This is a genomic window from Methylobacter svalbardensis (assembly GCF_037671525.1).
GTDB classification, from domain to species: domain Bacteria; phylum Pseudomonadota; class Gammaproteobacteria; order Methylococcales; family Methylomonadaceae; genus Methylobacter_A; species Methylobacter_A svalbardensis.
Genome location: NZ_JAWPOH010000074.1, coordinates 1 through 14,279 on the forward strand (window position 1 = coordinate 1; position 14,279 = coordinate 14,279).

The window sequence follows — 14,279 nt, forward strand, 5'->3', positions numbered from 1 at the left end:
AGCCAACCAGCATGTACGGAAAACTCCATAGGAAATATTTCCGCATAGTGTAAATGGGCGGATTAAATCCGACAATAGTTTTCGTACATTATTTGAGGGGGAGACAAGGGCAGATCAGATATTTTTTTGCGGTCTATCGGCTTAACGGAAGACCATGCGGAAAACACTTGTTTTCCGTCACATCAAATATCGGTTCTGACGGCCTCCCCCGGTTTTGCATGCTCTCCTTGATGTTTCAACGGCTGCTAAGGCTTTCTGGCTGAAGGCCAGGAACGCACCGCCGGCGGGCATCATAAAGCCTTTTTGTGAGCCGCTGATGGCACCGTCGACGCCCCATTCGTCCATGCGAAAGTCGATGCTGGCAATAGAGCTGACGCCATCGACGAATAATAACGCCGGGTGATTGGCCGCATTCATTGCTTTACGAACGCCGCCGATGTTGCTGGTGACTCCGGTAGCGGTTTCATTATGCGTCGCCAAAACGGCCTTGATTTCATGCTGGGTGTCTTCTTTTAAACGCGCTTCGATTTTATCCAGCGGAATGCCTTTGCCCCAGACTTCCTGATGAATCTCAACATCGAAACCCAAGCGTTTTGCCATTTCAGCCCATAAGTGGCTGAATTGACCGAAGCGATAGATTAAAACCTTGTCACCCGGATTTAAGGTGTTGGTCAACGCAACTTCCCAGCCTGCGGTGCCTGTAGCAGGAAAAATGAAGGCTTACGCCGTGATTCTTAAAAAATGTTTTGGCAAAGTGGGCCGGATGTGGATAGGCTCCAGTCAGCTGGAAGTTCAAGTCTGTTTCGTCGGCCAAGCCGTGGCAATTGATGCATCCGTGTGACGCTTGCTCGTCCATGATCGCTCTCTGTAAATTAAGTTTCCATCGTTGTATTGGTGAGGAAATTTGGCTGATTGGGTATGTTAAAGCTGGAGTTCGCCAGTCAACGAGAGTTTTCGACCTATATTCAGAATAAGTTGGCATCACCGTGAGAGTCGTCGGCAGACTTTATCGCTCGATATCCGTCAAAACCACCACTTCACCAAAATTTGAAAACGCGAATTCTACGGAAAATCAACTTGTTGAGGAAAATTTATTGCTCAAACGGGAGGGCTTTCCGTAAGTTCGCGGATGTTTTCGGCAAGACAAAAAATACTGTTTTCAATGTCCATCGTCCAATCGGTAGCATAGCTGATCCTAATGTAATTGGCGTAGTGATTAGAAGATGAGAACAAATACCCTGGTGCCACAACGATCCCCTTTTTCATGAGGCGATATAACAATACTGAGGAATCGACACTATCCGGTAATTTCACCCAAAATACAGCCCCACCTTGCGGTAATTGATAGCTGCATCCAGACGGCAAATACTTTTGCAAGAGATCATGCATTTGAAGCATTTTGGCCTCCAGTAATTTTCGCAAGTTATGAATATGACTCATCACCTGACCACTCTGTATCAAATTGCCTATCGCCTTTTGGCGAGCGGGGCTTGAGATTTTATGGGTATGAGATAGTAATACCTTGCGTAGCCCGTCACGGTCGCCTTTGCAAAGAACCATGCCGAACGAAGCTGGGGGGCCGATTATCTTGTCGAAACTGCTGCATATGACCAACATTTCGGGATCAATGAAGTCACGGTAATACAGCGGTTGCGCCATCCCAAAATACAGATCGCCGTAAATGTCATTCTCGATGACCGGAATTCCTGCCTCAATTAACATGCTCGCGGCTGTGAGCTTTTGTTCAGTTGGAATGACAGTACCGGTTGGAGAATTTATATGCGAGGAAAGAATGGCAAAAGAAATATCTGTACGGCTCAGCAAGTTGCTCAAACACGTCAGATTCAAACCGGAACCTAGCGTTATTGGAAGTTCGAGAACATCCAGATTCAGCGTTTCCAAGGTCTTGATGATGGCCCAAGAGCACGGCGATTCCACAATTACGGAGCCGCCTCGACTGTAAACCCTTGCAGCAGCTAGAAGTGCAGAATGGTAACTATCGGTAATAAACACGTCATCTGGATACCAGGGTTTATCCAAATCGCCGGTATATCTATGGGCCACTGCCGCGCGTAGATCACTGTCACCATATAAAATGCCCTGTTTTAGTGGAGAATTGAGAGCGCTGCTAGTCAATCGCAGCTCTTCGCGACGCAGCTCGCGATCAAGTGACAATAAACAGGCTGGTGAATCTATCGTAAGAGGAATTACACCTGGCTTACGCGAGTTTATATATACAGTCTCTAATAAACTACAACCGGACTCGTAATGTAGGTTCTCAGCGGCTTTCGCTATGTAAAAACCAGATCGTGGCATTGAGTGCACGATACCCTGTTTTTCCAATTGGCAGTATGCGCGATGGATGGTTGGTATTGATAGATCAAACTTTTGCGCCATTTGTCTCAAAGAAGGCAGTTTCATGTCTTTACGCAGTTGGTGGTTATGAATGAGTGAGCAAATATAGTCGCACACCTTTTGATATTCGAATGCCATCGGGTTACCTGTGTAACGGTTAGGTTGTGTCGCAAATATTTATAAGGCTGCAAACCGCACTTATCAGCAGGCAAAGTTACCCGGCTAAAGCCATAAGCTGCTGAAATGCGGGTATGCTTTCATCTGAAAGCAGCCCTGTTCGGATCATGTGCGCAGTTTCGATGGTTGCCTATGCGGAGTGTGACGCTTTAAACTCCATCATGGGTTGGTGTTTTTTTAATAAACCGATGGTCTTGTTCAATCTAGTTGTGCAAATATTGGATCGGGCAAATTTCTATAAAGCAAACCGATCCTCCTAGCATTAACAGTATGTTGATATTTTCAATGCCCACATCGTTCGCGCCGTTGTTATTCATAACTATTTTATGGAGAAACCCATTGGCATTGATTGTTTTTACGAAAAAAGCAGTTGCCGTCGCTTCATCATGATGCTCAGATATCATAACGGATATGTGTAACGGCTTGCAATCGAAATCAGCCGGGCTCGCAATCTATAGTGGACCCCGGATTCCGGACAATAGTTTAAGCTATGCTCTGTCGAAAAATGAGAAGTAAGAAATGAGCGAAAGCAAACGGAAGATTTTTACAGGGGCGCAAAAAGCCAAGATTGCATTGGAAGCGGTTAAAGGTACAAAGACAATCAATGAAATCGCTCAAGAAAACAGCGTGCATCCTACCCAGGTCAGTCAATGGAAAAAGGACTTGCAGGATAATGCCAGCAGCTTGTTTGAAGGCAAACGAGGGCCAAAGCCGACCAATGCAGGGTAAGTTTAAACAAACGACACTAAAGTTCCATAGAAAATTACGGAAAGTCACAGACTATAAGGCTTAGTGCACGTTTTAAAAGTCAGTCGCAAAGTCGCCCGAGCATTAAATTTATCATTGCGATGTGAATAAAGGCAGTGCTGGAATCGGTCAGCACCTCGTAATCTTTACTTAATCGACGATAGCGATAAAGCCAAGCGAAAGTTCTTTCAACAACCCAGCGGCGCGGCAATAATTGAAAACCCTTGGCATCATCTGAGCGTAAAATTTTTTCTAAAACAATGTGGAAACGTTGCGCAACCCAGTCCATCAGCTTGGGACCTCGATAACCGCCATCAACCCAAAGGCGACGTATTTTCTTGCAACTTCCGGTAAATGTTTTGAAAATAAGTTTTGCCCCATCACGTTCTTGAACCGAAGCCGCCGTCACAACAACGATCATAATCAACCCCAGTGTATCCACAAGAATGTGACGTTTTCGACCTTGAATTTGTTTGCCGGCATCAAAGCCTTTAATACCCGATAAAGCTGTTGTTTTAACGCTTTGACTATCAATAGAGCCTGCAGTTGGATGCTTATGTCGCCCTGCTTTCTGCCTAACCCAAGCACGCAACGTGTCGTGAATACGTTGCCACATTCCATTTGTTGTCCAACATCGATAATAACCGTACACGGTCTGCCATGCAGGAAATTCGTGCGGCAACAATCGCCAAGCACACCCACTTCGAACAAGGTACAGAATCGCGTTGATAAGTTTCCTTGGGGTCGACGCACGAAACGGATTATAAACCCCGTTAAGAGTTTTACTGCCACATAATCAAGCCACAATGGTTTACAAAACATAGATTAAATTATGGGTTATGTGACACTAATTTACTGGTTTTCTAGTGAAAATTTGACTGTCACTTAAACGGTCGTTTATGAAACGGGTAAAACTATGTTAATTGGCTATGCTAGGGTCTCAAAATCGGATGGCTCTCAAGTTCTTGATCCTCAAGTCGACGCACTAATAAAGCATGGTGTCACGCCCGATCATATATATAGTGATTTCGCATCAGGCAAGAATGACGAACGTCTAGGCTTGTTAGCTTGCCTAAAAGCATTAAGAACGGGTGATGTTTTGATAGTTTGGAAACTCGACAGACTGGGCCGGAATCTAAAGCATCTGGTTACTACCGTTCATGACTTATCCGAAAAAGGTGTCGGTTTTAAAGTATTGGCCGGACAAGGGGCTAATATTGATACTGCTGCTTCCAATGGAAAGTTAATTTTCGGTATTTTTGCTGCCTTGGCAGAATTTGAACGTGAATTGATTAGTGAGCGAACAAAAGCGGCTTTAACCGCAGCAAGGGCAAGAGGGCGAAAAGGCGGCGCAAAATTCTCTTTAACTAAAGCTCAAGTAAGATTAGCGCAATCAGCAATGGGTCAGAAAGAAACCGTTATTTCCGAACTTTGCAAAGAACTGGGCATCACCAAGCCCACCCTTTATCGTTACCTTGCACCCAATGGTGCATTAAGAGATTATGGTAAAAGGGTATTGGGTGTTGACCAATAGTGCAGTAAAAAGCTATTAAACATTGTTGGAGGTAACCCTGTGCAGAAAAAGAGGGGGAGCCTTAACAACAAATTTCCCACTAAATCCCGTGAAACTTTAGAGCCTTTTGTTTATTAGCACCCTACATTCATACCCTGGAAGGCTGGCTGTATTTGGCCGTAGTGATTGATTTGTATTCGCGGCAGGTAGTCGGCTGGTCAATGGCTGAGCACATGAGAGCTAAATTGGTAAACGATGCGTTACTGATGGCAATTTGGAAGCGTAAACCCAGTAAAGGTTTGATTTGGCATAGCGATAGAGGCAGCCAATACGCCTCCGATAGCCACCGTGCGCTCTTGAAGGAACATGGTATTACCCAAAGCATGAGTCGCAAAGGCAATTGTTGGGATAATGCTGTCTCAGAAAGCTTCTTTCATACCCTAAAAACAGAGCTGGTTCATCATCAGCACTATCAAACCAGGGCTGAAGCTAAGCAGGATATATTTGAATACATTGAGGTATTTTACAACCGTGAGCGACTTCATTCGGCCAATAACTATTTGTCGCCAGTGAACTATGAAATGCAGCTAAAATCTGCTTAACTTTGTGTCCGGAAAAGTGTTGACACATCAGGTGATGAGGGTGATCAAGAGCCAGTTAAACCAGAGGAAAATACTCCCGTAAGTCGTTATTACCGAACCAGTAAAATAACTGATTTAAGAAAAGCGCCACGTACCTGGCGAACGCGAAAAGATCCTTTTGAGAAAGTATGGGATGAAATAAAATTACGACTAGAACTCATGCCAGAAACGACAGCCAAAGAGATTGTTACATGGCTGATGGGTAAATATCCGAGCCAGTTTACAATAGGCCAAATAAGAACCCTGCAAAGGAGGATCTCTGAGTGGCGCCAAACTCAACAGAGTCTGGAAGAGAGTTTGCGAGCACTCATGTTAAATGAAAAATCGGTCTTGCCAATAAATTCTGCTCTGGCTTCGAATATCATAGACAGCTTAGATTGTAATGCGAAATTACCCAGTCTCTGACATAATCTCTTCAAAAGAGTGAAGTTAAAAATGTGAGGTACAATTGGATTTGAATCTGGAACTGATGAGGTATGGCGGCTCTTCAGTAGTTTGATTATTATGTGAGGCAATACGCCCGGCCAGGATAGTTGACGCCGGATACGTTTTCTTAACTATATGAATAAGTTTAAATTTTAGAGTATTTTATAGCCATTATTGGTTAATAAACTCAGTAATGTATTCAAGGTAAATAAATTTTGTGGTTTTGACATTTATTTAACACCTTTTGATTCTTTAAGCATAATCGGTAGCCAATTCTGTAACAAAAACACATTAAGTAGTGACGCTTTGGATGTTAGCGTTACTTTTCGTACCATTGGACTTCAAACCCCTTAATACATTGGTTTAAAAATTCCGAGGGTTTGGGTTTAGAACTCCTTCAAGAAAGAAGCGAGGCTTTGTTGTGATGGTAGTATGTAATCTGGATCAAAAGCTGAAAGATAATCCATTGGTTGATATCCATAACCTACAGCCGCAATACGGATTGGGACTCCCCTGCAATACAAAATATCCGAAACCATATCACCAAAATAAATAGCTTCTGATGCATCAATTCCCACATTTTTAAGGAGATTCGAAATCTTCGCTGTTTTGGTTTGTCGATATTCTCTACCGAGAATATCGGTAAACATGTCATCATTATAAAAAGCACTTTTGGACAGCACTGTCCGCACAGTTTCACTGTATGATGAAGTGACAATTGCACAACGTCCTGTCACAGATTCGCTGATAGCTCTAAGCACGAGTTCAAACGGTACCAATTCATCAACATGCTTACTCATTTGTTGGGTGTGCAAATCAAAAAATTTGATAACATCTTGTTCATCCAAGCCAAATTTTTTAAAAGAAGTTCTGAAAAGTCCTGGATAAGCTAACGCCATATCCTCCTGATTTATGACTTTTGGTAAGCAAGGAAAGTACTCATCCGCGATTAAGTTAAACATTCGACATGCTATCGAAAGCGAATCAATTAGCACTCCATCGGCATCAAAAATATAATATTTTGGGTTCATACAACAATCTCATTAATGATCTTGAAAATATCGGGCTTGTCCAAACAGGCTGTGTCGCAAATATTTATAAGGCTACAAACCGCACTTATCAGCAGGCAAAGTGACCCGGCTAAAGTTATAAGCTGCTGAAATGCCGGTATGCTTCCATTTGAAAGCAGCTCTGATCGGATCATGTGCGGAGTTTTAAATCTCATTATGGGTTGGTGATTTTTCTTAATAAACCGATGGCCTTATTCAATCAGGTTGTGCAAATATTGAATCGGGCAAGTTTCTATAAAGCTAGCTGAGCCTGCTGCTGACATCACCAGCATGTTGATGCTTTCAATACCCGCACCACTGTTATCCGTAACGATATTTATGAAGGAAGAAACCCATTGGCATTGATTGTTTTTACGAAAAAAGTTGAGAATTTGCCTCTGGATTTGGAAAACTTTGCGATATAACCGCCCAATGCTGCTTAAATTTAAATATCTTCGGTTTTTGCCAGTTTGCGACGGAACGCAAATATTCGATTACCAAAGATTATGATCAGCAATCCCATCATGACCAACGCACATCCCTGCCATTGCCGCTCATTCAGTTGCTCGCCCAGCACCAGAGATGCCGTAAGTAACCCGAAGATCGGCACAAGTAATGAAAAAGGCGCAATATGTCCAGCAGGATAACGAGAAAGTAATCCGCTCCATACGCCGAATCCGAACAATGTCGCGCCAAAGGCAAGATAAGCGATTGCAGCAAAAGACAAAATGTTGAAATTTTGCAGGGATGCTATAATCGTTTCACGGCCATCTAATCCTAATGAAAGAAGGAGAAATGGAATCGGCGGCACAAGACTTGACCATACTACGAATCTGAACATGCTGAATTGACTGTCACGAGCAACTGCATCCCGCCAAGCACTCCTCACTAAAATATTTGATACCCCCCAAAAAGCGGCTGCGCATAACGTCAATATAAGTCCAATAAGAGGAATTTCACTGAATGCCTTGTACAGTGTTGGCTCAATATGCGAATTGCCAATTACTATAAGTCCACCGCCGGCTATAATAAGTCCTAGCAATTGGGTCATATACCAACGTTCACGCAGAAATAGACTTGCAAATACCAGAGTAAACAATGCCTGCGATTGGAGCACTACCGATGCGAGTCCCGCTGGCATCCCTAGCTCAATTGCGTAAAAGAGAAGTCCGAATTGACCAACTCCTGCAGTCAGTCCATATGCTGCGATCCATCGGAATGAAACTGCCGGGGGCGAGATGAAAAGGACAGCCGGAAAAGCAGCGAGCAAGAAGCGAAAACACCCCAAAAGCATGGGCGGCATCCCTTCCAACCCCAACTTAATTACGGTGAAATTAACCCCCCAAACAATCACAACTGATAAGGCAAGAAAAAGGTCACGTAGTGAAATCATTTCGTTTTGTTTCCGGTTATTGACGACTATGACTAAAGGGCTCCTCGAAAAACCCCATCCTATGAGATAATGACACCGCCATACAGCCATTTCTGACTTGTCATGATCAAAGAAAACCTGTTTGCCCGAGTAACGCGAAAACAAACTAAACCGGTTGGGCGAGGTGTTGCAACTGCTGGAGAAGCACATCGACTTTGCTGTCCAGCTGATGTTTCTCACCAAAATCATAGTGCGCACTACTCATTCGGCAACTCTATAACCTCAGCAACGAGCAGTTGGAGTTCCAGCTACTTTCGATCAGCACCGTGAAGGACATGACACTCGCCACCTGAAGGCGGTGCTGGACCCCACCAACACTAGCCGCGATGTCCACCTCGACAAAGGCTACGTCGATGTCGAACGTGATGCGGCCTGGCTGGCGGTTGAATATCCCGTAGGACATTGTCCGTCCCGTTCCCTGTCAATTAGGCAGTATTTCTAGGTGCCCTAAAGTACGCGATAAGTTTTTATGCTCAGGACCTTACTGAATCTCGAAATAATCTACATAAGCACATCACTATCCCAATCCTGAAAATACGATAGATGCAAATATAATCAACAAGTTACGCAATCATATTTATTGGCTACGTAATTCAACATATTAAGTAACTCTGAAGACGAAACATCATTCTGCCTGCAACACAAATATCGTAGATTGGATGGTATAGGTACTGATCCGCTTCTAGCCCAGCGTAACGCACCATTTGTATCGATATACGAGGACGTGCGGCCTGCGTTATCCGCATGTAAACAATATGGAATATCAAGTAGTCCACTATTGAATGCCTTCAATAGACATTGACCAACATCGACATCAAGACTCAGAATTTCGTCGAGCAATATTTTGGCTTCTAGGTATATCTCATCTCGATAAGCTACTTCCTGCGGTGAAAGCATCTTCATAGAGTGAATATCATTAGCAGTCTTCGATGACAGTTGAAGTGAATATAAGTTGTCATCCACGCTAGGAATTTGCCGCGCTTCCTGGATGGTCTTCACAATAATACGCTCACAACCAGTTTCCTTTCCCAGCTGTGCACTATCCCGGATTAACGCGGTAGCACCTTCGAATGATGAGGGAAAAACTCCCATGTATGTATATAACACCACATGCCAATCCAATCCACTGAGATATTGTCCTGCTAGTTCCCTTAATGCGGCAATTGCCCCACGATCCTGAATTAGCGAGGTACCCTGAGCGTAACTAATCGACACACTATGCACACCATGTTGGTGGAAAAACAAACATTCAAGTACAGCCACAGCTATTAAAACAGATGGTGGACATAATTGCCCAAGCAGGCAACCGCCAAAACTTTCGATATGAGCACGCTCGGCGCCGTCGCTCAAAATATGGCAACTTTCGGCCCACGCCTCTATTGCTTTATATAATGGTATATTGCTGTAAGGGAGGCAGTACGACACGGGACCGCCTTCGCTCGCATCAAGCCCGATTTCCACGAGTTTCCTAAAAATCGTCTGAGGTAGCGCTGTGCCGTGCCTGACTTGCACGGGGAAGTTGGTTCCGTAAAGGCCTTCTAACATATTGCGTGTAGCTTTCGCTGAATGGGTAACTATGGGATAACCATTGAGCCTTTCTCCCTTATCAAGACACACTTGTGGTGTCCTATAGTCACCTACCCTGGTGTAACTATCGAGCGTAATCGTACCTATAACAGGGAAATCCAATTTCGCTACATCGGATAACCCCGATCGCATCTCTACGATGGTTCCGAATCCCATTCGTGGCTGCACCACTAGCAGTCCAGCATCTCTACAGCGCCGGATAAAGGAACCGAAATAGCTATTCACATTCATCTTAGCGTCCAGAAATTAATTCTGTGATTTCTTCGCCGGATCTAGGATCGACAGTTTTGATACGCTTCTTGTGCGGATCGCCGACGCGAACCCTGGCAATTAGCGAATCGTTACTTTCAAAATCCACCAGACTGTTGCGATAAAGGGCACGTATCTCCCGTAAACTCATACCACTGATATTCTCAAGCCAGGTTTGCAGTTGCAACAGATTGTTAGGCACCTGCTTATCATCGGCCAGTAGACTATGTATATTGGCCTCTTGTGTAACATATTCCGGATGATAAACTTGAAGAAAGTATGGTAGAGATTGACCTCGACCAACAAATGGTGAAAACACTAGACACACGAACTGTTGCTCGCTCACACCGTATGCCTGTTCAGCAAAGATATTAATTTTGTGACGCATGGTACATATCTTTATTTCATTGTCGTAACGGGAAATAGCCATCCGAATAAGATTTTCAGGCATTTCTTTCTTAACCATTAGACTCTTCGCCAATTCAAGGTATTCCTCGATTCCTATGCGATAACTACGTCCCTGCACGTACTGAGCTTTTAGGCCACGTAGGTGCGCCATCAGGGCCGGGTTTGCACAGTCGGATTCGGTGAAACTGAAGGCGAGCTCATCAAACTGAAAACCTAAAAAATCAGTTACGAAGTTCCAGTGGTCGTTAACTCGATAACTGACATGCTCATAAATCGAAATGAACGTTGGTATCATGTCCGCGAATCCACTGTGAACGCGCCGCAAAGACACCTCTGCATCTAAGTCGGCACCAAATAACTCCCTATAATAAGCTTGTGATACACCGTCCAGCACTTTGAGCAAGCCATGAAATCCCAACGCACGGTACTCTTCTATGTTCATGCCGGCATTTTGTGCAAGCCGCATTATCCATGTGAAGTAATGCTTCTGCTCTTTGAGCGAATCGCCCGTCACAACCACATCCACGCCACCACGCCACCAGGCAGAAATACCGTAAAAGCTTGCTACACTCAAGTTGCAACTATTGCAGAACGTAGGACGGCCATCACCAGCGGTGCGATGACCGTTCATCAGCATATTAAGCCTGTTAATCGTGTGCAGATGCTGTGGAACCGGCAAATCTCGCGTAAATTGTGATACTTGGTCGTGATCGATGACAATTAATTCCGCAGTGATATCATCGATGAGCCCAAGACGCAGGTAGACGCGTTCAATATTTTCCATCACTGAGTAAGGCATTCCAGACTGCCGCATGGTGGCGATACGCAGGATAAAAGTTCGCCCCAGCATGTTCTCAACATACAATTGCACGGTGCGTATGAATCCCACAGTATAAGTGCTATCCTTCCCCCCACCATAGGCGACCATTACTCTGCGACGGCCAATATCTCGGCCGTGTTCGAACATGTTTACCAATTTGGTAGCCAGCAACCTCACGCTTTCCTGATCCTGTGGCGTTAGATATGCCATTAGTTCACAAAAAATTGCTTGGCGTTGTGCTTTTATTGACAATTTCGAATTTGGTTGCGGCATTTATGTTAGCCCTTTGGAGGTAATAGAATGTCTCTGTTGATCTGATTCTACAATCTTCGAGAAAAAATGGCTTAACCCGACGCCACGGCCTGCTGCCGGAACTCTTGCAGGAAGAGAGTAAAATCGTCAATCGCTGACTTCCCGACAAACACCCTGTCATAACCAGCTTCCTGTAGATCGACTCTGATCCACTTGTTATCCTCTTCTACGGTTGTCAGCTTGCCGCCGACCACGAATACAGGACGGTATGCTCCGAGCGCCTGAACTGCGTTTGCAATTAGTTCGCGACCCTGATGAAAGCCGTGTCCATTGACGCTCGACACCACAACCAGATCAGGCCGGAAGCCCTTAATAGCATTCACGGTTTCACCAGGAGATACACAACATCCAAGAATCTTGGCTAGACCTCCATGCTCATGAATGAACCGTTGCAAGTAGACAAGATTCCATGTGTGGGAATCGGATTCTATTGTCGTTAATAAACACTTGAAATGTGGTGCCGTTTGCATAATCAATTTACTCACTCAAATAAATGGCCGCATTATTTGGTCGTTAAAGCTTATCGACCAAGATAAACAAATGGATGACTCTTTCTCACACATTGTTAGAATAGAAAGCTTGTGGCAATGCTACGATCAAACAGCCCGATATCCTTTATTTCGGCCTTTCCGCAAATGAAACGCAATAAACGCTCTATACCAATACCCGCGCCTGCGGTACTCGGAATGTCTCCCCGCTTGGCCGCATCCAAATAGTTCCGATAAGGATCAAGATCCATTTGTAGTTCATTCATCCTATAAATGATCTGCTCATGCTCGTATTCACGTTCTGCACCAGACAGCGCTTCTCCATAGCCTTCCGGATAGATTAAATCAAAGTTATTATATTCATTGCGTTTGTCTGGGTTTTCTCGATCATAGAACTCCCTTTTAAAATTTGTCACAAAACAAGGTGTGGTAGCTGTTTCGGAAAGGATTTGCTCAAAGTTATCACCATACTTCTCACGTAATTCATCAGAACTGTAGATCGGAAATTCCAGAGCATAGTCCGGCAACTTCCGACCCAATTTATTCAACTGCTCCCCAGCATGTGCGTTTACTTGATTGAAGACGTGCGTCATTAATCCATTTATAAACTTCATGACGTCGTATATAGTGGCGCCTTTTATCTCAAGGTCGAATTGGGAAAACTCCAGCAAGTGGTTTGCAGAACTCTTAATGGTGCTTTTCTCTAACCGGATATTCGGGGCAACGATAAAGATCTTTTCTAATCCTTCTGCACGTAACGCTAACTGTTTGTGAAAGATCATGCTTGCTGTCAACCTCAACGGACGTCCTTCGTACTGTATTTCTGCCGGATATACAGCATGATTGAGCGGATCGGTGATTGGGGACATCAATATCGGCATAAGTTGGTAGAACCCTGCGTCCTGCGTGTAGCTTTGTAGCGAGCGCAGTACTACATTGCGGATATGTGCAATATCTACCACATCCGATCTTTTGAGACGTGTTACAAATTCATCCAGATCGATATTATCCACTTCTGAATTTTCAATTTTTACAAAATCCGCCACTTCACAGTTCATATTCAAACATCCTATTCCAAGTAAGTTAGTAACTGATGTTACGCAGGTAAACCAGAAATCAATAACTTACGCAGCAAAAGATGACCGTAAGTTATTGATAATTCGTAGTCGGTGCGTAACATCAGTTAGTAAAAAAATATTCATCTTCTATTAAGCATGTAACGCATCAATCTGGGTCTAAGTATATGGATGAGCGTTTATACAAACGATATACAGAATCCAGAAAAATAACTGTACAGATCCGTTAGCTTGATTCCCTGGTCATTTTTCCACGCTGTTTTACAGTAACATTCCAGCGCTATACGATTTGATTCGGGCTGCGGCTACCTGTGGGTAATGAGAAGTTACAGTTGGAGGACTTGTTCGTACAAGTTCTGCCGCTGGCTCAGGCAATGAAGCTAATTAAGCTGAGACAGATTTCGCTGGATAGCACCAAAATCAAAGCCAATGCTTCAAAACACAAGGCGTTATCGCACGGCCACATCGAAAAACTGGAAGCGCAGCTGCGTGAAGAAATACCGGCCTTGCTGAAAGCGATCACCGATGAGCTGTTCACCCCACTGAGAAAACTACTGACTGAAAATCGTATTTTTATTGTTCATGTGCTTGCCGAAACGCTGATGCGTAGCGTGGTTCTAGCACGCGTTAGAAACCATTTCCGGCACCATAAAAATTCAGGAGAGGAGCATGCGAGTTGAAGTGATAGGGGCATTTCAGATTAACCGTGCCGTTAAATCAGGCTGGATACTATAAAACCGAGCGCCATAAAAGGTGTTTTTCAGCAACACATTGGACCCAACGCGTACAGCGGAATTGCGCAACAAAATGTTACTGACAGGCTTGCCGATATAAACCGTCAGTCGCAATTAATGTGAGCCAAAAATAGCGAGGATTATAGTGGACCCCATTGTCCAGACAAATAATGCCTTAATTTAAGATAGAGCCCTGTTCACACTCCAGCTGAATGGCGCTGTCCCAATTTTTTTATACGGGAACTGATATTTCTGCCGCTCCGTA

11 protein-coding genes and 4 pseudogenes are annotated in these 14,279 nt (G+C 44.2%); 5 read left to right on the forward strand and 10 right to left on the reverse strand.

The genetic code is table 11. The annotated features are described in order from the left end of the window. Positions 1–228: 228 nt before the first annotated feature. Positions 229–717: pseudogene (locus RW114_RS17725) on the reverse strand (aminotransferase class V-fold PLP-dependent enzyme); the annotation flags it as partial. On the opposite strand from RW114_RS17725, the gene RW114_RS17730 reads away from it, so the two are divergent. Next, a complete protein-coding gene (locus RW114_RS17730; RefSeq protein WP_340124090.1) occupies positions 668–841 on the forward strand; it encodes a hypothetical protein in 174 nt (57 codons plus the stop codon). The pseudogene RW114_RS17725 and the gene RW114_RS17730 overlap by 50 nt on opposite strands. A 257-nt stretch (positions 842–1,098) precedes the next feature. On the opposite strand, the gene RW114_RS17735 is transcribed toward RW114_RS17730, so the two are convergent. Then, positions 1,099–2,493: an aminotransferase-like domain-containing protein gene (locus tag RW114_RS17735; protein ID WP_340124091.1), complete on the reverse strand. Its 1,395-nt coding sequence runs from the start codon at positions 2,491–2,493 to the stop codon at positions 1,099–1,101. Between the two features lie 558 nt (positions 2,494–3,051). Here RW114_RS17735 and RW114_RS17740 point away from each other — a divergent pair. Beyond that, positions 3,052–3,261, forward strand: coding sequence for a transposase (locus RW114_RS17740; protein ID WP_340124092.1), 210 nt, complete (start codon positions 3,052–3,054; stop codon positions 3,259–3,261). Between the two features lie 79 nt (positions 3,262–3,340). On the opposite strand, the pseudogene RW114_RS17745 reads toward RW114_RS17740, so the two are convergent. Then, positions 3,341–4,018: pseudogene (locus tag RW114_RS17745) on the reverse strand (IS5 family transposase); the annotation flags it as partial. Positions 4,019–4,195: 177 nt separating this feature from the next. Between RW114_RS17745 and RW114_RS17750 the strand changes: the two are divergent. Further along, positions 4,196–4,813 (forward strand): recombinase family protein, encoded by a 618-nt coding sequence (locus RW114_RS17750; RefSeq protein ID WP_340124093.1) that lies wholly within the window; start codon positions 4,196–4,198, stop codon positions 4,811–4,813. A 122-nt stretch (positions 4,814–4,935) separates the two neighbouring features. After that, positions 4,936–5,394, forward strand: a pseudogene (locus RW114_RS17755) (IS3 family transposase); the annotation flags it as partial. 851 nt (positions 5,395–6,245) lie between these two features. On the opposite strand, the gene RW114_RS17760 reads toward RW114_RS17755, so the two are convergent. The 7 genes from RW114_RS17760 to RW114_RS17790 form a co-directional block, all read right to left on the reverse strand. Beyond that, entirely contained in the window at positions 6,246–6,890 is a 645-nt protein-coding gene (locus RW114_RS17760; RefSeq protein ID WP_340124094.1) for an HAD family hydrolase, read from the reverse strand. A 463-nt stretch (positions 6,891–7,353) separates the two neighbouring features. Beyond that, positions 7,354–8,301, reverse strand: coding sequence for an EamA family transporter (locus RW114_RS17765; protein WP_340124095.1), 948 nt, complete (start codon positions 8,299–8,301; stop codon positions 7,354–7,356). Between the two features lie 253 nt (positions 8,302–8,554). Next, entirely contained in the window at positions 8,555–8,743 is a 189-nt protein-coding gene (locus RW114_RS17770; RefSeq protein ID WP_340124096.1) for a hypothetical protein, read from the reverse strand. Positions 8,744–8,895: 152 nt separating this feature from the next. Next, positions 8,896–10,158 carry a hypothetical protein gene (locus tag RW114_RS17775; protein WP_340124097.1) on the reverse strand — a complete coding sequence of 421 codons (1,263 nt, stop codon included), beginning with the start codon at positions 10,156–10,158 and terminating at the stop codon, positions 8,896–8,898. A gap of 1 nt (position 10,159) precedes the next feature. Then, positions 10,160–11,677 carry a hypothetical protein gene (locus RW114_RS17780; protein WP_340124098.1) on the reverse strand — a complete coding sequence of 506 codons (1,518 nt, stop codon included), beginning with the start codon at positions 11,675–11,677 and terminating at the stop codon, positions 10,160–10,162. A 71-nt stretch (positions 11,678–11,748) separates the two neighbouring features. After that, the gene (locus RW114_RS17785; protein WP_340124100.1) at positions 11,749–12,186 is read right to left on the reverse strand and encodes a cobalamin B12-binding domain-containing protein; all 438 of its coding nucleotides are present in this window, start codon (positions 12,184–12,186) and stop codon (positions 11,749–11,751) included. Positions 12,187–12,281: 95 nt separating this feature from the next. Beyond that, positions 12,282–13,262: an asparagine synthetase A gene (locus tag RW114_RS17790; RefSeq protein WP_340124099.1), complete on the reverse strand. Its 981-nt coding sequence runs from the start codon at positions 13,260–13,262 to the stop codon at positions 12,282–12,284. 347 nt (positions 13,263–13,609) lie between these two features. Between RW114_RS17790 and RW114_RS17795 the strand changes: the two are divergent. Beyond that, positions 13,610–13,792, forward strand: a pseudogene (locus tag RW114_RS17795) (IS5/IS1182 family transposase); the annotation flags it as partial. Between the last annotated feature and the right edge of the window lie 487 nt (positions 13,793–14,279).